Raw genomic sequence first — 19,978 nt, forward strand, 5'->3', positions numbered from 1 at the left:
AATATGGGGAGAATGCTTATTCAGAGGACTTTTGCCACCAATTTCGTAGAGGATCATTTTTTGGTGGTGCGTAATGTCCTTTTATTCTAATTTGATTGAGTATATGACTTAATACTGAAGAGTCAATACTTTGCTGTTCTGACCAATTTTTAATTATCTCTGAGGTTGATAAAATTTGAAGATGGGGAGCTTCGTTTTTAAGAAATGAAATTGCTCGTTTATCGTCAGTAGCGATCGCCCATTGTCGATGAACAGCGATCGCACAAGTTGCAGACTCACCATCATCAAGAATAGCTGCATAGTTGACAAAAGATTCCTCCTCCTGTTCTGATTCAAAGTCCACAACCATCAGTAGTCCTTGCTTAATAGCTTCCTCAAACTGAAACACACCATCGTTATCCTCTTCCTTCAGCTTTTGGAGTGTTTTTAACTCGTACTCTTGGACAACTGTAGTCACCACTACCTCAGCAGGAAGAGATTTCAAGATTGCCAGAAATTGACCCGATGCACAAAAGTTGAGAACACAACAAGCATCAAGCAGAATGTGGGAGTGAGTAATTTGCATAAATTGTCCTCACTTCCCACCTGTTTGCATTTGACGCAAATCAAAATCGATATCTTCCTCCATCATTCCGCTTGAATGCTCCCGTAATGCTTGGGCGATGCGACGAGCTTTTAAGCGATCGACACAGAGGAAATCAGCAAAACGCCCTTCAGTAATTAAACCCTGATCTAGTGCCTCAATTGCTAGGTGTTGATAATGGAGTGGCATCATATCAATCCTTTGTGGGATTTGTTCTAAGCCAAGTTCCTCCTGTACCTTCCTAACTTTTAAACCTCTATCTCGTAATTTCTCCCAAGTTCCTGAGGGTAGAAGTTCCATTTCCTCTAACCGATAAACTAATGCTTCTACGGAAACGCCATAGTAATGAGCTAGTGTAAATAGATTAGTCGGAGTGAATTTGCCATGTGTACGGTACATATCATTAAACCGCTTAAGCAAGCCACTCGTAGGCATAAGGAAATATTTGGGGAAAGTTTCTGCTAATTGCTCACTTTCAGGAAACCGTTGATACTGCCCATCAAAGTGAAACTCAGGCTTTTGCCGATGTACCAAAAAATGCAAATATCCATGCGCCATTGACCAGCGTCTTCGCTCCTCTGGGTGATTAGCATTGATGGCCATGCAACCGCCAACTTGCTCGTTATAGCTATACACTTCTGAGTATTTTTGTGGCATCGGCAAATAGAATATACGTAAACCCACATCTTGCTCCAGGATGTCCCGCAGTTGGGGAATAGGAGCATCACCTAAACCGAGCCGTTGACGTTCTGCCACTGCTATACTCTCCGCAGCAGATTTGATTGGCATATCAGTTACTTGATACTCAAGAGGATAGTTTCGCGGTATTGGCGAATCCATAATCTTTTCAAGTTCTAGGTAATTCTGACATAATTCCTCTAAATGCAGGATAAATGGTTCAATTTCTGCTTGTTGTTCTTGGCTGCGTTGATAAACTGCTCGGAACTGTACTTCAAAAGGTTGGACAACTGGACGCGATCGCACAAAATCACTCACAGAACGTCCGTAAGCACGAGCAAGTTTAATCAATTCATTGGCTTTGAGACGGCGTTCTCCTTTCTCAATTGCAATCATAGTGGTGCGTGCAGCATCAATAATCTTGGCTGCATCAGCTTGAGTCATGCCACATTTTTTACGGGCTTGTTGTAGGAGTTCTCCCAATGTCCGTAGGTCGATGTTATCCAGGATGTTGGTAGTCATAATGTTTTCCCTCAACCTTGTTGAGATGAGACTACGTATTTACTAGATGCCTTCTGATCACTGTGTTTGTTTAATAGTCCGTTAGCAATCTGTGATTCCACAGCATTCCATTCGGAAACATAATTTTGATAAAGTTGAACCAGATGACCTTGCATATCGACAGGTAATAAATTTTCTGCCTTAGCAGTTCGATCAACTATGTCATCCAGTATTGGAAACTTTTTAGTCAGAGTTTTCCAAGGTTCATCTGAGACAGCAAACAAAGAGTCAAGGGTACGAACCTGTGCCTGCATATTCAGAAAACATAAGCTTGGCTCTTTAACTGGACGCTCTCCATGCAATACTACATAACGAGTTCTATCTTTTATGCTAGCGGCGGCTAGTGATTGTCGCCTTAAAAGACAAGAAGAGCAGTAACCACATTGAATCGGCTTCTGGCGATGTCGGCTATCACAAGAAATAGTTAAGGATGGCAAGTCATCTCTTTCATTGTTAGCCAATGATTTGCACATTTCGGCTTTAGTCCAAAACAGAAAGGGGTTTTTTACCTGAAACTCCTTTCCTAAAAGCTCAGAAACAACATTACTTACCATCAGCAAAGTCAAAGGATGAACAGAACGAGAGTGAGCAAGTCCTACAGCCGATTCACGATATGGAAGGTTAATTGCTCCAATTCCGTTTTCATACAGATAAAGAACCTGTTGCCCCATAAGGTACGCACACGCAGAACCAAGGAGAGTAAAAACAACACCCCGCGCACGAGAAAGCTTGTTTTTGTGCTGCTCACTACTAGAATCAAATCGGATTGGGACACGGAAAAGATTGCAACGACCAGGGAAAATAGATTGAATTTCTCTATATACTTTTTTCTGGCGGGCATAGATAGTATGGTTACTGCCAGTTCCAAACAACACGAACTGTTGTTCTGGATACATCAAAAGGCGAGTGTACAAACCTGCTAGGGCATCCAGTCCACCACTCCATAGTGTCACTTCACATCCTTGGGGTGCTATCGGAAGAGATTGATGTTCAACAAGGCGTTCTGGTGCAATTCTTTTTTGAAAGTCGAAAACCCATTTACTATCAGTAGTCCATGTCAATAGGTCATCTAGTTTTGTGCGAAATGTTTCAGCATCTAGCAATTCTGGATGACGTACTGGCAATTTCACATGAAACCGACGCTGCTTCTCTGTCAGATTTTGAGGTGCAAGACGATCTGAAGTATAAATGGCAACAGCAATGTCAATTAGATCGGCAACAATAGGTGGAAAATCTGCCTTAACTCTATATTTGAACTCTGTATCGTCTACATTAATACCAAAATTTAGCTCCTTACCCTGAGAGTGATCGATAAATAGCACAGATCCATCAATATTAGACACAGGTTGAAAGTGCAAAGTGTAATCGTTGTAAACACTTTCATGAGATTTTTGCTGAAGCGACGATTGGTAGTTCATAGCAGATTTTCCTCAAGGTCTATCTCTTTGATTTGCGATCGCCGAGTTCGTTTCAGGTTGGCTACATCCTCATTTATATTCGCCTTGTTTGCCCATTGACTGAACTGGGAAAATATATCTGGCTGGAGTGAATTTACCCGTTCTGTCAGGGTAACTTGATCAACATTGGTGTGGTGCTTAGGAGTAAGTGGTATTCGTTCCTCAAAGTTTGATACATATATTTTCTGCATATATCTTTCTATCACTAGCTCTTGAATCTTGCTGCTATCAAGCCGTTGACCATAACGCAAATCATGGAGGATGCTTTTACCCGCATCAAGGACTAGTGACTTCGTTCTATTGGGTATGTTTGTTTGTTGTGCTAATCTGTCAAGCTTTCTACTTAAATCAGCGTAATCCACAAATTGATTATTGCCAGAATCTTTAATTCCTTGGGCGAGGATATCTCCCATTCGCTTGGCTAACAAAATAGGATCAGCACCTTTTTTCTTTATATCGGTCAGTAAAGCTCTCGTGATAATTCTGCCACATTCGTTGCCCTCAAACTTTCCTTCACAGAGGATTCGGTATGGCTTCTGATAAAGTCCCGAAAGTCCACTGTGAAATATATCCCCGTCAGGCATAGTTCGACCTCCGACGCTGAAACCCTTTATATGATGAACTTAGTTGAAATTTCTAACAATGTCAACTTATAAGATTAATAATATCCTAAAAATGTCATGTTTTCTAGTTCAGTAGATAAATAGCCTATAAAGTCTGAAAAATCAGCCATAATACCCGATCGCCAGTAAAACGTAGGTAAAAAAAATCGCAGGTTGGTGTAAACAGTCGCAACCCAACAACAACTTCGTTGAAGGAGGCAGGAGGCAAAGGGCAGTTTTCCTCCAGCAAGAACTGCCCTCTGCCTCCTGCCTTCCTTGATAATGTTGGATTTTCTACCGTCAAACTAATCTGCGTAGATTGGAATTTTGATTTTTTTCTGAACAATAAGCGCATCTCGTGACGGATGCGCTTATTTTGGTTTACCTATTTTCTCTTTATGCGGAAATCAGCATTTCAATATCTACAGCCACAGCTTGTAGTTCCTTCGCTTTCTCCTCTGGTAAAGCATCATTGGCAAACATCCCGGCTGCAAGTTCGGTTCCTGCCAGATACTTCAGCCTTTCGCTTGTCCGATATGGTGGAAAAAACTCGGCGTGTAAATGCGCTTCGGGATGCGCTAAACCGTCAGTTGGTGCTTGGAACCAAGCCATCAAGTAAGGAAACGGGCGATTCCATAAACCGTCATACTTGAGAGTGACAGTTTTTAACGCTTTGGCAAGCCCCCAACGTTGTTCAGGGGTAAGTTCTATAAAAGTGCTAACTGGTTCTTTTGGTGCAATCCAGACTTCATAGGGGTAACGAGCGCAGACTGGGACAAATGCGATCGCATACTCATCTTCATAAATAATCCGTTGATTGTCTGCAATTTCCTTCTGAATCAAGTCTTGCAGTAAACCCCGTTGATGTTCTTTATAATACTCCTGCTGCATTGACAGCATCCGCGCCGGAACAGGCGGTATAAAAGGATAGGCGTAAATTTGCCCGTGGGGATGGTGCAATGTTACACCCACCTCTACCCCTTTATTTTCAAAGGGTAGCACGTACTGAATTTCGGGATTTAGTCCTAGTTCGCGGGTGCGATCGCCCCACACTTGCAACAGCAAATCAAGATGATCCAACTCCAAGGAACTCAGGGAGGCACGGGCATCTTGAGTAAAAACCACTACCTCACAGGCTCCATTAGCAGGTAACGTCTCCACGATGGTATCAGGTGGATTGTTTGCTGTCAGACTCATTGAAGGAAAGCGGTTATCAAACACTGCCACATCATACTTACCTTGGGGTAGTTCCGTAGGAAACTCCGGGTTGGTGGTAGGTGCAAGGGGATTATATTGTGGGGGCGGCATGAATGTCCGCCCTTGACGGTGACTAGCATAAGCTACCCATTCACCCCGCAAGGGGTGCCAGCGCAAGTGGGGATTAGCTTGCACTGGCACATTACTAGGGCTAGTGGCTTCTAACTGACTAGTAATTGGGTAGCGACTGTATAACTTGAGTTTGCGTCCGTCGGGCTTTAACAGCTTGTGGGAGTACATAAACCTTGTCCTGAGAGGGTTGCAGCGCGGATCGCCTCAATGGGAAATTTCGGCGTGCGATCGCCGTACAATAAACCGTTAGCTTCTTGGAAGGTATCTGTTAATTGTGTGTAACAGAATCCGCTAAATAGCTCAATGTCATTAACGGTTTCGAGCAGAGCAGCGTATTTCATTTGTAATTCGGAGATATTCGAGCAGTTTTCATATCCCCAAGCTTGATCAGCATTAGGTTGATCGAGAGGGGCATAAGCGATACCACCAAGGTCGTGCGGATCGTCTTGCGCCCACACTGTTACCTTTGTTGTACCACTGTCATTTAAGGCATGGGTAATATCGAGACTGAAGGAGGTGTGTCCGCCTTCATGCTCGGCTATATATTTATCGTTTACCCACACACGAGCGCGATAGTCCACAGCGCCAAAGTGTAACAGTAATCTGCCGTTCCCTGGTGGTGTTTCAAATTCCCGCTCGTACCAGCAGTTTGGATGAAACCCGCGATCATTAATCCCACTTTTGGTAGATTCGGGCGCATAAGGAACTTCTATATGATGAGGCCATTGGCTAAAATCGCTGGGTTCGATGCATTTTCCTTGGTCATCAAATGCAAATTTCCACTGCCCATTTAAAGTTTGCCAGTGCGATCGCTTTAACAATGGTCGGGGGTGTGCTGCTGTTAAGTCCACAAAATTACTATCAGTTTTAGAGGCTAATTTAACCTCTGGATTCTCCAAGTGTAACAATTTCATCAAATTTCCTCTCTATCCATAACTCAATCAACCCCTGCTATAGATTAAATCCAGACCTAAATATTGGATTACGGTGCTCTCGCCGCAAGGACACAAGCATGGTATGAAGACCAAAAACGAGTTGGTTACATTGAAACTTCAGCAATGCTGACTAATTGGAAAAAGCAAGATGATTTGCAATTTCTTAATGATGTTAGTAGTGTGCCATTACAGCAGGGCTTGCGACATCTGCAAACAGCCTTTAGTAACTTCTTTGCGGGACGGGCTAAATACCCTAACTTCAAGAAAAAGCATAACGGTGGTAATGCTGAATTTACCAAGGCAGCGTTTAAATTTAGAGATGGGCAAATATTTCTTGCTAAAAGTCCTACAGCGTTAGACATTCGTTGGAGCCGACAGCTACCCCAACGTATAGAACCATCTACTATTACGGTAAAACTGTCGCCCTTTGGACGCTGGACTGTTTCAATGTTGGTAGATGTCGAAATTCAAAAATTACCTGAATCTTTAACCCAAGTTGGCATTGACTTGGGTATTACTAGCTTAGTTGCCTTGAGTACAGGTGAAAAAATTGCTAATCCTAAAAGCTTTAAGGCAAAAAAAGCAAAATTGCGTAAAGCGCAAAAAGCTTTAATCCGTAAGCAAAAAGGGTCTAACAATCGCCATAAAGCACGTAGAAAAGTAGCCAAGGTTCATGCCCAAATAAGTGATGCCCGAAACGATTTTCTTCACAAGTTAACGACTCGATTGGTGCGTGAAAACCAAACGATTGCTGTCGAGGACTTAGCTGTGAAGAATATGGTAAAAAACAAAAAACTTGCTCTCTCGATTAGTGATGCTAGCTGGGGTGAACTAGTTAGGCAGATTGAATATAAGTGCGATTGGTATGGTCGAACACTCATCAAGATTGATCGATGGTTTCCCAGTTCTAAGCGATGTGGACATTGTGGACACATTGTAGATAAACTGCCTTTAAATATCAGAGAGTGGGATTGCCCAAAATGCAGTACACATCATGATAGGGATATTAACGCAAGTAAGAATATTTTGGCTGCGGGACTCGCAGTTTCAGTCTGTGGAGCGAACATAAGACCTGACATCCTTAAGGCTGAAGGGCAGTTGCAAAAAACCCGTAAGGGAAAGAAACAGAAACCTAAGTCGTGAGTCTTAGGAATCCCCGACTGTTCACGGCGGGGAGGATGTCAAATAAGGGAATAACGAAACCATCAATTGAATATTGCTAGATAGATAGATAGCATTTTCGCCTGCAACCACGCCAATTCTGAAGATAAAGTCAAGTTTGCCAGTGCAAGTGCAATTGATTTGCATAAATGGTTAGTGAGATCAAGTAACCCTGCTAATGATTGGTATCGCAAGAGACATTACAAAAACATAAACTCAGCCCCTCTGCATAATACGCTGCTGAAGAAGCACAACCAAAAGTAAGAAGACCATTGACCACACCGAGCAACGTGGTGCTAGCAATGCCGGCGGCGATCGCCACAAAGCTTCCTTGTCCGGCCAGCATTGCTGCGACGACACCGCCCAAAGCAACCAGGGAACCCACGGACAGATCGATTCCTCCACTCAGAATCACGACAGTCATGCCCAGCGCCACGATCGCTAACATACTATTCTGTCGCATAATATTCATCAGATTAAGAGGTGTCAGGAAGGTTTCATAACGAAAGGATGCGAAAACAGCCAAACTAAGGAGCATGAGCAGCACGCCCTGGGAGGTGAGGAGCTTGGCGAAACGCCGCAAACCCGCAATTGTAAGAGACTTTGTGGCAGCCATGACGCGTTAAACCTCCCTCGGACGCTGTAAAAAAATGGCGAAAAGAATGATTACGGATTTCAAAACTAATGACCAGGTAAAGGGAATCAGGAGCATATTGAAACTTGTGGAGATCACCTGCATGAGCAACGCTCCGACAACAGTGCCGGGGATATTTGCACGACCACCGGAGAAGGGTGTACCGCCAACAACAACAGCCGCGATCGCATCAAATTCCGCGTTGACACCGATTTTGCTCGGATCGCCCATGCCAAGCCTTGCTGTCTCAACGAGTCCGGCAACCCCGGCAAGCAGAGCGCTAATTATATAGACTATATATTTCACACGCTCCGCCCGGATACCCGCAAGCCGTGCAGCCTCCTCATTGCCGCCGACTGCAACGATATGACGGCCGAAAAGCGTAGAGCGGATACAGAAAAAAGCTCCTGCGATCGCTACTGCTGCAATTACAACTTGAATTGGTATAGAACCGAGATAGCCCTTTCCCAGCGCTTCAAATGTTGGATTGACAAAAGGAACGAGCTTACCGTCCCCGACAACCTGAGCAATCCCACGCCATAAGATGAGAGCCGCCAAGGTGGTAATCAAGGCATCAAGTTTCAGACGTGAGATCAGAAAGCCATTGATCAGACCAACCAACAGAGCCGCGCTCAAAGCGAACAAGATGAAATCATCAGAACTCCTAGCCCTTGCTCTGCTAGTTCGGCGATTAGCTGCTGGATCTCGCGCTTTGCACCAACATCAATACCACGAGTTGGCTCATCGAGGAGAAGAAGTTTTGTATTCTTGCACAGCCATCGTGCCAGAAGCACCTTTTGCTGATTGCCGCCCGATAGTTCGTGGATCTTCTGCTCGGCGCTGGCGGCTTTGATATCAAGACGCTGCATGAAACGCTCTACAAGCTCGTTCTGTTGTTTTCTGGAAACGATGCCCCATTGTGTAAGGTTCGGTAGGGCAGCAAGCGTAAGGTTTTCGCGCACCGAAAGCTCAGGGATGATGCCGTCCGCCTTGCGATCCTCTGAAAGGAAAGCTATCCCAGCAGCGATCGCATCATGAGGATCGCGCAGAGATAAAAGACTACCTTCGAGTTTTACAGTTCCATCCTCAAGAGGTTCAGCCCCGAACAAGGCACCCGCGCACCAAAGGATATCGCGCGGGCGATCGCCACCATCTGGCGATGGGCAATATTAAGCGAACCAACCACTGAGTGCGGGTCGATATGCAACCCCAGGCGCTCTAGGATATCGGCCGCCCTAGCGTTCATCGCCCGTCTGTCAATGATGCCGAAGCGATGCGGCTCCCTGCCCAGAAAAATATTCTCGGCAACAGTTCGGAAATCCACGAGCTGGATCTCTTGGTAGACGGCTACGATACCTGCTGCCTGAGCTTCGGTCGGGTTCTGGAATGCAATAGTTTTCTGGTCGTACTCTATAACACCTGAGTCCCGTCGATAAGCCCCCGTCATAATCTTAATCAGCGTCGATTTGCCAGCGCCATTTTCTCCGACCAGTGCATGAATTTCGCCTGCTTTCAGTTCAAAATCCACCCCCCAGAGCGCTGGCACGCCGGAAAAACTTTTTTTATACCCGTCATGCACAGGACATTTCTAGTCGCCTGATTCATCGGCTTCACCTAGTTTTTGCCTTAATTGCCGATAGTGGAGATCCTTCTCTTGGCACTATAGTAATGTTTTTTGTCCATCGTGGAAGCTCAGGATAGTTCCAGGTTATCTTTTTTCTATTTTAGGGTGAGAACTAATACTGCTCGGTTGAAGTACTTAAAAGTCGTGTTGAGGTACTTAAAAGTCGTGTTGAGGTACTTGAAAGTCGTGTTGAAGTACTTGAAAGTCGTGTTGAGGTACTTAAAAGTCGTGTTGAGGTACTTGAAAGTCGTGTTGAGGTACTTAAAAGTCGTGTTGAGGTACTTGAAAGTCGTGTTGAGGTACTTGAAAGTCGTGTTGAGGTACTTAAAAGTCGTGTTGAGGTACTTAAAAGTCGTGTTGAAGTACTTGAAAATCGTGTTGAGGTACTTCAAACTTTGTCGCACCGCAATCAAATACAGAGGTGCGTAGGCGTAGCCCACCGTGGGCATCGCTTTCATAAATCTCCACAAACAAAGCGATGTCTACGACGGGGTGTTCGGTGTCGCTTGACTTTTAAAACAGTCGCTACAAATCTTCAAAACTTTCTTAATTACGAATTACGAATTGGTATTAGTATGCTTCATCTACAAAATCCTTAGCGTTGGTCACGTCAAAGAGTCTGTCCTTGAGAATGATTCTAGGAGGAATTTTCTTACTAGCAAAATACTCTTCCATCGTGGCGAAAACAAGCGGGCGAAAACGCGGGTTCGACTCGACACTCACGCCAAGCTCACCACGGATAATCCCCTCAAGCGCGGCTTTCTGACCATCGATTGAACCGACCATCACATCCTTACCAGGCTTCATACCTGCGGATTTGAGAGCCTGGATAGCACCCAAGGCCATTTCGTCGTTGTGAGCATACACTGCGGTAATGTCGGAACCCTTTGCCTGGATGATGTTTTCCATTACACGCACTGCCGCAGCCCGCGAAAAATCCGCCGTCTGCGTGGCGATGATTTTCATGTTGGGATAACTGGCGATCGCATTACGAAACCCCTTAGCCCGATCAATTGCGACCGATGAACCGGCTGTTCCGGTAAGTTCCACGATGGATGCCTTGCCATTGCTTGCCTTAGCCAGCCATTCGCCAACGCGGCGGCCTTGGGCGATAAAATCCGACCCCAGAAAGCTGACAAAATGTTCGCCTGGTCTTCCTGCCGCTTCACGGTCGATGAGAAAAACCGGTATTTTTGCCGCTCTCGCTGCTTCCAGGGCGGGTGTAAGACCCTCATACTCACGTGGTGCGAGAAATATGACATCAACTTGTCGGGCGATTAGATCCTCAATGTCGGCAAATTGCTTCGATGTCTGCCCCTGAGCATCCGTCATCAGAAAATCATAAGTTTTTTTACGCTTGGCCGCCTCCTCCTTAATGCTGTTCGTTTCGGCAATGCGCCACGGGCCGATGTTCTCCGTCTGCGAAAATCCGACAATTTTTTTTGTTTTCTCGCGTATACAACCAGACAAAGAGAAAGCCGAAACAGTAATCACAGCGTAGGTGCTAAATACCAAGAAATTTGGCATATAGGCTCCGATACCTAAGCATCCAAAACAGGTTTTATTCTTCATAACCCACTCATGTCTGAACGCTACATTGAGCTTATCTCAGATTTTGCCGACATCACAGAATTGGTGTCAAGTTAAAGCAAATCCCCAAATGTCAAATGACATAGCAGCAGTGCGTCGGGGTCGTTGACGCACTGCCTTAACTAGTCCCATAGAACGCTGATGTTCGATTAACCAATGTAGGGAATGAAAGAACAACTGCTTCATTATTGAGTTTGATTCAAAATTGAATAGATATCTGGAGAATTAGAGCGTGTTTGAGTATCCATACAGGTGGAGGCAACAGTCTTTTAATCAAATTTTAGATGCACCTTGTGGCTTCTAACTGCACATAATTGCTAGTAATTAGCAATTCTTTGATCGTAGTAGCTGTTAAAAGTTCAATTCAATTATTCTGATATTAGGCAAGTAGCGCAAATTTAACCATGACCACAAGCATAGCCATTGCAGAAAAAATTACCACCCTTCGCCAAGTCGAGGAAAAACTGGGGTTAAGGCTAAGTGGTGATAGCCAATTTTTTACCGAATGGATGGTAGATTTACCACCCTTAAGTGAAGCAGAGCAGACAAGATTAGAGCAAGTTAGACAAAACTATCTCTACCAAATCTCAGATGGAAGTCTTTTAGAAGAAACTGTCAAAATGGTCGTGCTGTCACCATTACTTGAACTTGCAGGCTTCTATCAAGCACCTTACAGATTTAAAACCGAGGTATCCGTTGATATTGTTGCACAAGGAGATAATGATGAGATTTTACGGGGCAGAATTGATATTTTAGTTTTGCAAGGTAAATTATGGATTGTCCTAATTGAGTCAAAAAAGACGACTTTTGATTTAGAATTAGCGATTCCCCAGACATTAGCTTACATGGCGACTCATCCCAACCCAGAACAACCTCTGTATGGCATGATCGCCAATGGTAGCAGCTATTTGTTTGTCAAAACCTTGGGTAAACAGTACGGTATTTCCGATCTCTTTGCAACCCGATCGCAATATCTTAACAATTTATCTGGAGTTTTAAGAATCCTCAAGCATTTGGGTAGAATTATTACAGAATCTTAAGTTATTTACATATAGGACTATGATTTGATTTCTGAAAAAACAAAAACTTTTTTATGCGTGATTTTCTGCACTCAGAAATTTCTCAAATTGAAGGGATTCCAAATATACCAGATAATCCTGATTTGGCGATCGCCTCCGGCAAAAATCTTTGTGAACAAGTTTTAGAACCAATTCAACAAGCTTTCGGAAGAATCAGTATTCGCTCTGGATATCGGTCATCTGCCGTAAATGCTAAGGGTGCAGAAAATAAAAACCAGTACAATTGTGCTAGTAATGCATCTAACTACGCAGGTCATATCTGGGATGTTCCAGACGCTCAAGGTTATATGGGTGCTACAGCCTGCATTATTGTGAATTCTTTCATTGATTATTATGAGAAAACTGCCGATTGGACAGCCTTAGCATGGTGGATTCACGATCGCATTGATTATCACAATGCAATCACCTTTTTTCCCAAGTATGCTGCGTTCAATATTGGTTGGTCTGAAAATCCCAAATGCAGAAAACTATACATTTACAGTTATGTCCCTAATCCTTACACAAGCAAAAAGGGATACTTAACACGCTTAGGTGCAGAAAATTATTCAGGTTCACATAAACAGTTTTATGAAGAGTTGGCAACGCAGTTAGCTATTACACTTTAACTTCAGACTCTAGAAGGCTCAAAAGTTTTTCTTCCAACTCAGTTAGATAAGGGCGATTCAGCTTACCCAACGACTGCAACAGATTTTTGACCGTCTCCTCCACTGAGTCTGAATACACCCGATTGATGCGAACAGCAGTTCTTTGCCTTTAATAACCGCAGTACCGTACATTTGTCCATTTTTGGTCAGACGCTTGACTTGCCAATGTTTCCAAACGTCTGTAGAAAGCGATCGCATTTCTGGATACTTTGCTCTGACAATCTTCAGCCAGATTGCCATCCGCCCTAAATCAATGGCTGACCAACCAATTTCTTCGCGTTTTTCTAGTTGACCATAATTAACGGGTACGAGGGTTTTTGGATTGTAGACCTTGTTAGGTAGTTCCCCTTTGTATAAGGGCATAGATGCTAATGTCTTCAACATTTTGCTCATTTTGGCTTCAAATTCAGCCGCAGGCACGATATTGAGTTCTCTAGCACTAACCAAAGCTGCGATCGCTGCTGTCTGATCCCACATACTTACAGAGGCAAAGCCATCAACAGAATTGACTAAGCCACTTTCATCGTTCCAGTTACGCTGGAAGTATGACCAAGCCTGACGGGCAGTTGTTGTTTCCTCGGGGGTCAGTTTTCCAACTCCAGGAGCAATGTATGGAATTATCGCTACTGTTAGTTGGTTTTTAGGAATGGGTTGACCTGGTAAAACTACAGATTTCGCATCAAGGCTGGCAACTATTTCGGCTTCTTTAGCACCAGAGAGGGGACGTTGGGCTTTTTCCGGTTGTACTGACTGTCGTGAAGCAGTGTCGGATTTTGATATTCCAGCTTTTTCTATAGAAGTTTTGGAAAGTTGCTTAGACCAAATATTTAAAATTGCGATCGCTATTACAGCAGTAACTACTCCTCCGACAGAAGCTGGTATGGACAAGCTCTTAGGTGGCGGTTGAAAATCAGAAGTCATGCAGATAAAAGCCTCATGTTGTAAGTCAGTGTTGCTTGCGTAATTTCACCAAATACATTTTTCCCAATTTTTAAATCTAATTAACACTCTGCTTTGGGCACGTTTTATCGTCGCTGGGTTCAGTAACGCCTTTTTTCTTTGTCATGTCTTAACAAGCATATATTGTGGGCATCATAATCCCAAGCTAAATACATCAGCTAGCAGCCATAAAACTCTTTGGCAGCAAGTTTTTCATTTACAACTACAGTATCCACCTATGGCAAATAATTTTAGATGTTATTTCTTTGTTTCTCGATATAGTTTGTACACTGAGTTGATTTTAGAATGCCTACAGATTCAATTGGGAGTAATCTGTAGCGTAGGTATTTGGACATTAATTGTTGCTATTTGTCAAATGCGCGACCGGAGCGTATGCAGAAACTCAAACTTGCGGCGAATTCAGGCTAGAATTCAGGTTTCGAGTACTTGCTCTCGTGCTGGAATGATCCGGCATTGGTGATAATGATCAAGAAATTGCTGGCGAAGTTTCCACAATGGAGGGTTGCATGTGTAGATGAGGTATTGGTGAAGTGGGAGGAGTAGCACGATTGCCTAACATGGCAAATGCAAGAGTGCGATCGCTTCCATGACACTGGCATCAAGGACAATTACCTGAATCATTCCGGCACTGTTCAATAGCTTTAAAAGCTCTAGTCCTTATATAGCATAGCTTAGACCAATAAAGCGTACTATTTTGGTATGACCCATATGGAGAGATTTTTATAATAAGAAAGGTATTATAAAGTTAGTATGAGGCAATAAAACTATTGCATGAAGGTTAGTTGAATGTTTGCTTAACTTTCTTAACTGTCTTAACTGTCCTTGCATCGTGGTCATAGCTATAAGAATATATTTGAGTGCAGAAAGTAGAGCGCAATTAGTAGAGTGTGTTAGTAAACGCCCTCCATATATAGAGTGAGTGCGTTAGTCCTCAGTTGACTATTACTATTGATTTTGAGTAAAAAATATGACAAATCAGCAAACTCCACAGATAGAAATCACCAATGTTGTCTACAAGAATAAGGTCAAGAAAACTCAATCTGACGAATACGTTGAGATTACCAATCAGAAAAACACACCCGTCGATGTATCTGGTTGGCAAATTGCTTCAGGGATAGGACGCAATAAAGCGTTCACTTTTCCCCAAGGAACAATATTAGCCCCAACTCAGAGCGTGCGGGTTTATACAAATGAGGTACATCCAGAGTCAGGCGGCTTTAGTTGCGGTAGCGGTATATGCCTTTGGAAAGATTCAGGAGATGAGGTCAGACTTTTAGATGCTCAAGGAAATTTAGTATCGGGTTTAGCCTATGACAGCAAAGGCAATTTCACAAAAACAACCACTGCTAACGAGAAGGCATCAGCCGTAGACAGAGTTGTCGAAAATCAAAGTACAGATGCAAATATCAAGGAGCTACTAAACAAATCTGTTTTCATTGAAAATCAAGAGACAAAACGGTATCTATTTTCCGACGGAGAGCCAATCAAAGGACAGCGAGGATATGAAGGTGGCTGGCTAGCATCAAGCGGCTTTGAAAGTCCTAAAGTCGTTGGCGCTGATGCCAATGAAATATCTAGAAAACAGAAAACATAAGGAGTTATAGATAAGGTAATAAAAATTGGGTGTCAAATCACCTTATTTGCAAGTACAATTAAATAATTTTATTTATCAAATGCTGTATTTAAAAAAACTTAAAAGCTTTATACTCTGTACAATATTCATCTATGGTGGCAACTGTTGGGTAAGCATCTCTTGCCGAATGTTTCAAGATTTGTAATTCTACATCCATTACCCTACTTACCTTTCAGGATTTTCTTTTTTTATTCTTTTATTCAAAATAATCGGAAGTGACAGAAGAGGGATAATATATAGGGTTAAACCCTTGCTATTTCCTTGTTTCACGACTTAACGGCAAAAGTCAGCGCAAGTTACCAGTCCAGGTAGAGACTTCCCCAAATTATAGGTAATTATCATACTCTGGTGCTATAAACTCATGTTCAGATACTAGCTAAATAGTTGAACACTTGCATCTTTCTTATAGAGAAAAACAATGCAGATTTAGAAAATAGCTAAGTTAGATGTAACTTCTTTAGGAGTAACCTTCGTGATGTTTGAGCCTACACAATTAGCCTGGCACAATGGTCGCATCGTCCAGTTAGAGCAAGCTGCACCGTCAATTGCCAGCCACTCCCTTCATTTAGGGATTTCTGTTTTTGACGGTATGATGGCCTATTGGAATAACGACCATTACTATATTCATCGCATGAGCGAACATTTTCAACGTCTTCGTCATGGTTCAAAGCATATGGGGCTAGACTTTTTATGGTTTGAAGACGAATTAAGTTTAGGAGTTGAATTACTGCTCAAAAAAATTCCTCCCACTAACTACTATATTCGTCCGATTGTTTATCGTCCTAGTCCTCAAATTAACGTCACCGGCAGTGAAGAGATGCCTGTAGATGTAGCTATCTTTGGTGTTATCGCTCCCCGAAATGTGGATCAGCCTCTTAGTTGTCATATTTCTCCAGTAGAGCGCGTTTCCAGCCGTGCAATTCCTGTGGCTTGGAAGGTAGGAGGAACTTATGTCAACAGTTATTTAGTTCGGCAGGCTGCAAAGCAAGCAGGTTTTGATGACGGTCTGATGACTAACAGAGAAGGCAAAATTTTAGAGGCATCAGCTGCTAACTTATTTTTTCTTGATGAAAATAGTATTATTACTCCCTCTCTTGACCCTGATATTTTCCCTGGGATTACTCGTTTCACAATCATAGACCTGGCAAAATCTTTAGGCATTGAAGTCATAGAGCGAGATGTAAAAATTCCTGAGGTATTCAATTTTGCAGGGGCTTTCTTAGCATCTACTCTCATGGAGTTAAGACCTATTGATAGGCTGGAAACGGAATATTGGAATTCGTCAAAACATCCAATATTTTTAAAATTATTAAAGGAATTTCGTGAAGTTACCCATCAATAGACGGACAATCATTGATAAAGAAAACATGCAGTCTTATTACACTCTTTTTCAATACAGTCACTAATTAATGAATCCCAAACTCATCAATCTTTTTGATTACGAATCTCTCGCAAAGCAACGACTGTCTCAAATGGTATTAGATTACTACGCCAGTGGTGCTTGGGATGAGGTAACGTTGCTCGACAACCGACGTGCTTTTGAACGCTACAAGCTTTGTCCTCGGATGTTAGTGGATGTCAGTCAACAGAACTTAAGCACAACAATATTAGGACAACAGCTAGATATACCGATATTAATTGCACCTATGGCATTTCAGTGTTTAGCAGATGCAGAAGGGGAACTAGCAACTGCCAGATCTGCTGCTGCATTAGGTGCAGGAATGGTTATTAGCACCATGTCAACCAAAAGTTTAGAGGAAGTGGCCGCAGTTAAAAATGAAAATTTCCATCATTTGTGGTTCCAACTCTATATTCATCGCGATCGCTCTCTGACGCGTGCTTTAGTTCAAAGGGCGGAAGCTGCTGGTTTCAATGCCTTATGCCTGACAGTGGACGTACCAGTGTTGGGATGTAGAGAAAGGGATCGGCAAAATCAGTTTACTTTGCCATCTGGTTTGGAATTAGCGAATTTATCTGGCCGCAAAATTCCCGAAACAGTCGGGGAATCAGGTGTATTTGCCTATGTAGCTCAACAATTCGATCCAGGATTAACGTGGAAAGATATTGATTGGCTGCGATCGCAAACTAATCTACCTCTGGTAGTTAAAGGAATTTTACGAGCAGATGATGCAGTGCGAGCGGTGGAACATGGAGTCCAGGCAGTAATTGTATCCAATCATGGAGGTCGGCAACTAGATGGTGCGATCGCTACCATCGACGCTTTAAGTGATGTTGTTGCTGCGATCGGAGATAGAGTAGACGTATTAGTAGATAGTGGTTTTCGGCGTGGTACTGATGTTTTGAAAGCTTTAGCATTAGGTGCAAAGGCCATTTTGATTGGCCGTCCCGTATTGTGGGGATTATCTGTGGCCGGAGAAACTGGTGTTAGGCATGTGCTAGAAATATTACGTGATGAGTTAGGGATTGCAATGGCATTAAGTGGCTGTAGAACGATACAAGAGATTGACGTAAGTTTAATCAAGAAGGTTTAAGCTTTGTCATCAAGTAACGTTTAACATCCAAATGGTTGGAGCATAATTTCAACAATGCACCGACGCAGAAATTCTCCTATATGCTGAGTGCAATTAATTTTACTTTTTACTCAGCACTCGTTACTCGGCACTCAGCACTGTTTTGGTGAAAAAAATGAATCATACATCATACATAAATATCTTCGGAAAGTCAAAAACTTGATGATGAGTAATACCAATTCACGGAAAGTATGATATACCAAAAAGAATAAGTAAAAAACGAATAAGGTAGCCAGGGTGTATGAAATTAGAGATAAAGGAATCACAAGAAGAATTGTATAAAATGCTGAGTGAACAAAAAACAGCATCAGGAAAAGAAAGAGTGCAAGCGTTATATCTATTAAAAAGTAAACAAGTAAAAAGCATAGCAGAATTGGTCAAAATATTGGCAAGAAAAAGAATTACGTTACAGAGGTGGTTAAGATTATATAGAGAAGGTGGAATTAGTAATCTATTATTAGAGAGAAAAAGCACAGGAAGACCACCACTTATAACAAAAGAAGTCAGAGAGAAATTAGAAAAAGAACTAGAGCAACCAGAAGGATTCAAAAGTTATGAAGAAATTCGGAGACATTTAGAAGCCTTGGAGGGGATAGAAGTTTCATACAAAGTGGTACATGATACTGTGCATTATAAAATGAAAGCAAAGCTAAAAGTGCCAAGACCAGTGGGGATAAAACATGATGCAGAAGCGGAAGAAGAATTTAAAAAAAACTACCGCAGACCCTAGAAACCATTAAAAAACACTTCATTCCAGCGAGTGAACACAGTCGAAAAATACGATACTGGTGTGTAATTCACCTTGAGGAATGAAAATGACGTGAGAGTTTGGGTCATTGGGAAGGAGGTTGGCGATGGGATCAATAAGTAACTTGTGTAGTTGTTGTAATTGTTTTTTTTGCTCTGCTGTATCATCTACAGGCTCTATCTCAATACTTGCACGTCCTCTAACACCAATGGACTCACGGCTGCTAGTAACAAGCTTTGCTAGAGAGGTGTTTAAAGATTTTTTCAGAGCAATGGAGCGAAACTCTACCTTACCTGTAGGCTGGACGACCCAAATATAGAGGTCTTCATCGGAAACTATGGAGTATTCAACCACAGAGGCATTTTGCGTTCGGGCAATTTGTTTGATTTGCTCAAGATTGATAATGAATTTTTTTTGCAGAGATTCAAGATTCTGCTGTTGCAGATCGGGGGATAAGCGGGATGCTAATAACTCAATAAATGCTTTTGCTCGTCCCCTTTCAGCTACTTCTAGCGCCTGATTAGTCTTCTGTTGAGCAACTAAGGCTAATTGTAGAAGTCGGTAAGTGAATTCTTGAGTATCAAAGATGGAGATTTTACTTTCATCAGTTAATCCAGGTCGCAGGGATTCCCAAATTTCAACGGCGGCTAGTAGGTTTCTTTCCGCATTGACGTACTGTTTCAAATTATAGTAAGTTCCGCCAACGTTGTTGAGGGTAGTGCCTTCCTTAGAGCGATCGCCGATTGGTTTAATAATGGCTAAAGCTTGCTGATAGAACTCCAAGGCTTTCGGGTACTGTCCGAGACGGGAGTAAATCAAGCCAATATTGTTGATGCTTTCTCCAACGCCAGAGCGATCGCCGATTTTTTCACGAATAGCTAAAGCTTGCTGATAGAACTCCAAGGCTTTCGGGTACTGTCCGAGATGGGAATAAATAAAGCCAATGTTGTTGAGGGTATTGCCAACGCCAGAGCGCTCGCCGATTGGTTTAATAATGGCTAAAGCTTGCTGATAGAACTCCAAGGCTTTCGGGTACTGTCCGAGACGGGAGTAAATCAAGCCAATATTGTTGATGCTTTCTCCAACGCCAGAGCGATCGCTGATTTGTTGACGAATGGCTAAAGCTTGCTGAAAGAACTCCAAGGCTTTTGGGTACTGTCCGAGACTGTCATAAATTCCGCCAATGTTGTTGAAGGTAGTGCCAACACCTGCGCGATCGCCGATTTGTT

22 protein-coding genes and 1 pseudogene are annotated in these 19,978 nt (G+C 42.8%); 7 read left to right on the forward strand and 16 right to left on the reverse strand.

The genetic code is table 11. The annotated features are described in order from the left end of the window. Positions 1-16 precede the first annotated feature (16 nt). The 7 genes from F8S12_RS32575 to F8S12_RS32605 form a co-directional block, all read right to left on the reverse strand. Positions 17-565, reverse strand: a complete 549-nt coding sequence (locus F8S12_RS32575) for a hypothetical protein (RefSeq protein ID WP_196520413.1) — start codon at positions 563-565, stop codon at positions 17-19. A gap of 9 nt (positions 566-574) precedes the next feature. Then, positions 575-1,783: an XRE family transcriptional regulator gene (locus F8S12_RS32580; protein WP_196520414.1), complete on the reverse strand. Its 1,209-nt coding sequence runs from the start codon at positions 1,781-1,783 to the stop codon at positions 575-577. An 11-nt stretch (positions 1,784-1,794) separates the two neighbouring features. Further along, positions 1,795-3,240: a 7-cyano-7-deazaguanine synthase gene (locus F8S12_RS32585; protein WP_196520415.1), complete on the reverse strand. Its 1,446-nt coding sequence runs from the start codon at positions 3,238-3,240 to the stop codon at positions 1,795-1,797. Further along, positions 3,237-3,863: a hypothetical protein gene (locus F8S12_RS32590; RefSeq protein ID WP_196520416.1), complete on the reverse strand. Its 627-nt coding sequence runs from the start codon at positions 3,861-3,863 to the stop codon at positions 3,237-3,239. Before F8S12_RS32590 ends, F8S12_RS32585 begins: the two co-directional genes overlap by 4 nt. A gap of 124 nt (positions 3,864-3,987) precedes the next feature. Next, entirely contained in the window at positions 3,988-4,185 is a 198-nt protein-coding gene (locus tag F8S12_RS32595) for a hypothetical protein (RefSeq protein ID WP_196520417.1), read from the reverse strand. A 92-nt stretch (positions 4,186-4,277) separates the two neighbouring features. After that, positions 4,278-5,378, reverse strand: coding sequence for a galactose-1-phosphate uridylyltransferase (galT, locus tag F8S12_RS32600; RefSeq protein WP_196520418.1), 1,101 nt, complete (start codon positions 5,376-5,378; stop codon positions 4,278-4,280). Next, the gene (locus F8S12_RS32605) at positions 5,357-6,124 is read right to left on the reverse strand and encodes a sugar-binding domain-containing protein (RefSeq protein WP_196520419.1); all 768 of its coding nucleotides are present in this window, start codon (positions 6,122-6,124) and stop codon (positions 5,357-5,359) included. The genes galT and F8S12_RS32605 overlap by 22 nt, the downstream gene beginning before the upstream one ends. Before the next feature lie 63 nt (positions 6,125-6,187). Here F8S12_RS32605 and F8S12_RS32610 point away from each other — a divergent pair, with 63 nt between their 5' ends. Next, complete coding sequence (locus tag F8S12_RS32610) at positions 6,188-7,288, forward strand: RNA-guided endonuclease InsQ/TnpB family protein (RefSeq protein ID WP_230968424.1); 1,101 nt, start codon at positions 6,188-6,190, stop codon at positions 7,286-7,288. A 193-nt stretch (positions 7,289-7,481) separates the two neighbouring features. Here F8S12_RS32610 and F8S12_RS32615 read toward each other — a convergent pair whose 3' ends face one another. The 7 genes from F8S12_RS32615 to F8S12_RS32645 form a co-directional block, all read right to left on the reverse strand. Next, positions 7,482-7,922, reverse strand: coding sequence for an ABC transporter permease (locus F8S12_RS32615; RefSeq protein WP_196520420.1), 441 nt, complete (start codon positions 7,920-7,922; stop codon positions 7,482-7,484). A 6-nt stretch (positions 7,923-7,928) separates the two neighbouring features. Then, a complete protein-coding gene (locus F8S12_RS32620) occupies positions 7,929-8,585 on the reverse strand; it encodes an ABC transporter permease (RefSeq protein WP_331001472.1) in 657 nt (218 codons plus the stop codon). After that, the gene (locus tag F8S12_RS41235; protein ID WP_230968425.1) at positions 8,573-9,049 is read right to left on the reverse strand and encodes an ATP-binding cassette domain-containing protein; all 477 of its coding nucleotides are present in this window, start codon (positions 9,047-9,049) and stop codon (positions 8,573-8,575) included. The genes F8S12_RS32620 and F8S12_RS41235 overlap by 13 nt, the downstream gene beginning before the upstream one ends. Beyond that, a complete protein-coding gene (locus tag F8S12_RS32630) occupies positions 9,013-9,519 on the reverse strand; it encodes an ATP-binding cassette domain-containing protein (RefSeq protein WP_331001473.1) in 507 nt (168 codons plus the stop codon). The genes F8S12_RS41235 and F8S12_RS32630 overlap by 37 nt, the downstream gene beginning before the upstream one ends. A 140-nt stretch (positions 9,520-9,659) precedes the next feature. Then, the gene (locus F8S12_RS32635; RefSeq protein ID WP_196520422.1) at positions 9,660-10,022 is read right to left on the reverse strand and encodes a hypothetical protein; all 363 of its coding nucleotides are present in this window, start codon (positions 10,020-10,022) and stop codon (positions 9,660-9,662) included. A gap of 112 nt (positions 10,023-10,134) precedes the next feature. Beyond that, positions 10,135-11,136: an ABC transporter substrate-binding protein gene (locus F8S12_RS32640; RefSeq protein WP_230968426.1), complete on the reverse strand. Its 1,002-nt coding sequence runs from the start codon at positions 11,134-11,136 to the stop codon at positions 10,135-10,137. A gap of 66 nt (positions 11,137-11,202) precedes the next feature. Further along, on the reverse strand, positions 11,203-11,340 hold the full coding sequence (locus F8S12_RS32645; RefSeq protein WP_196520431.1) for a hypothetical protein: 138 nt from the start codon (positions 11,338-11,340) through the stop codon (positions 11,203-11,205). Positions 11,341-11,558: 218 nt separating this feature from the next. Here F8S12_RS32645 and F8S12_RS32650 point away from each other — a divergent pair, with 218 nt between their 5' ends. Further along, the gene (locus tag F8S12_RS32650; RefSeq protein ID WP_196520423.1) at positions 11,559-12,194 is read left to right on the forward strand and encodes a type I restriction enzyme HsdR N-terminal domain-containing protein; all 636 of its coding nucleotides are present in this window, start codon (positions 11,559-11,561) and stop codon (positions 12,192-12,194) included. A gap of 53 nt (positions 12,195-12,247) precedes the next feature. After that, the gene (locus tag F8S12_RS32655) at positions 12,248-12,838 is read left to right on the forward strand and encodes a peptidase M15 (protein WP_196520424.1); all 591 of its coding nucleotides are present in this window, start codon (positions 12,248-12,250) and stop codon (positions 12,836-12,838) included. A 138-nt stretch (positions 12,839-12,976) separates the two neighbouring features. On the opposite strand, the pseudogene F8S12_RS32660 reads toward F8S12_RS32655, so the two are convergent. Continuing rightward, positions 12,977-13,798, reverse strand: a pseudogene (locus F8S12_RS32660) (DUF3131 domain-containing protein); the annotation flags it as partial. A 1,006-nt stretch (positions 13,799-14,804) separates the two neighbouring features. Here F8S12_RS32660 and F8S12_RS32665 point away from each other — a divergent pair. The 4 genes from F8S12_RS32665 to F8S12_RS32680 all read left to right on the forward strand — a co-directional run bounded on the left by F8S12_RS32665 (position 14,805) and on the right by F8S12_RS32680 (position 18,731). After that, a complete protein-coding gene (locus tag F8S12_RS32665; protein WP_230968427.1) occupies positions 14,805-15,431 on the forward strand; it encodes a lamin tail domain-containing protein in 627 nt (208 codons plus the stop codon). Between the two features lie 514 nt (positions 15,432-15,945). Next, positions 15,946-16,812 (forward strand): aminotransferase class IV, encoded by an 867-nt coding sequence (locus F8S12_RS32670; protein WP_230968428.1) that lies wholly within the window; start codon positions 15,946-15,948, stop codon positions 16,810-16,812. A gap of 67 nt (positions 16,813-16,879) precedes the next feature. Next, the gene (locus tag F8S12_RS32675) at positions 16,880-17,962 is read left to right on the forward strand and encodes an alpha-hydroxy acid oxidase (RefSeq protein WP_196520426.1); all 1,083 of its coding nucleotides are present in this window, start codon (positions 16,880-16,882) and stop codon (positions 17,960-17,962) included. A gap of 280 nt (positions 17,963-18,242) precedes the next feature. Further along, positions 18,243-18,731, forward strand: a complete 489-nt coding sequence (locus F8S12_RS32680) for a helix-turn-helix domain-containing protein (RefSeq protein WP_196520427.1) — start codon at positions 18,243-18,245, stop codon at positions 18,729-18,731. Positions 18,732-18,749: 18 nt separating this feature from the next. Here F8S12_RS32680 and F8S12_RS32685 read toward each other — a convergent pair. Continuing rightward, a partial coding sequence (locus F8S12_RS32685) for a tetratricopeptide repeat protein (RefSeq protein WP_196520428.1) occupies positions 18,750-19,978 on the reverse strand: 1,229 nt, incomplete at its 5' end.

It is taken from the genome of Nostoc sp. WHI (assembly GCF_015714725.1).
Taxonomy (GTDB): domain Bacteria; phylum Cyanobacteriota; class Cyanobacteriia; order Cyanobacteriales; family Nostocaceae; genus Nostoc.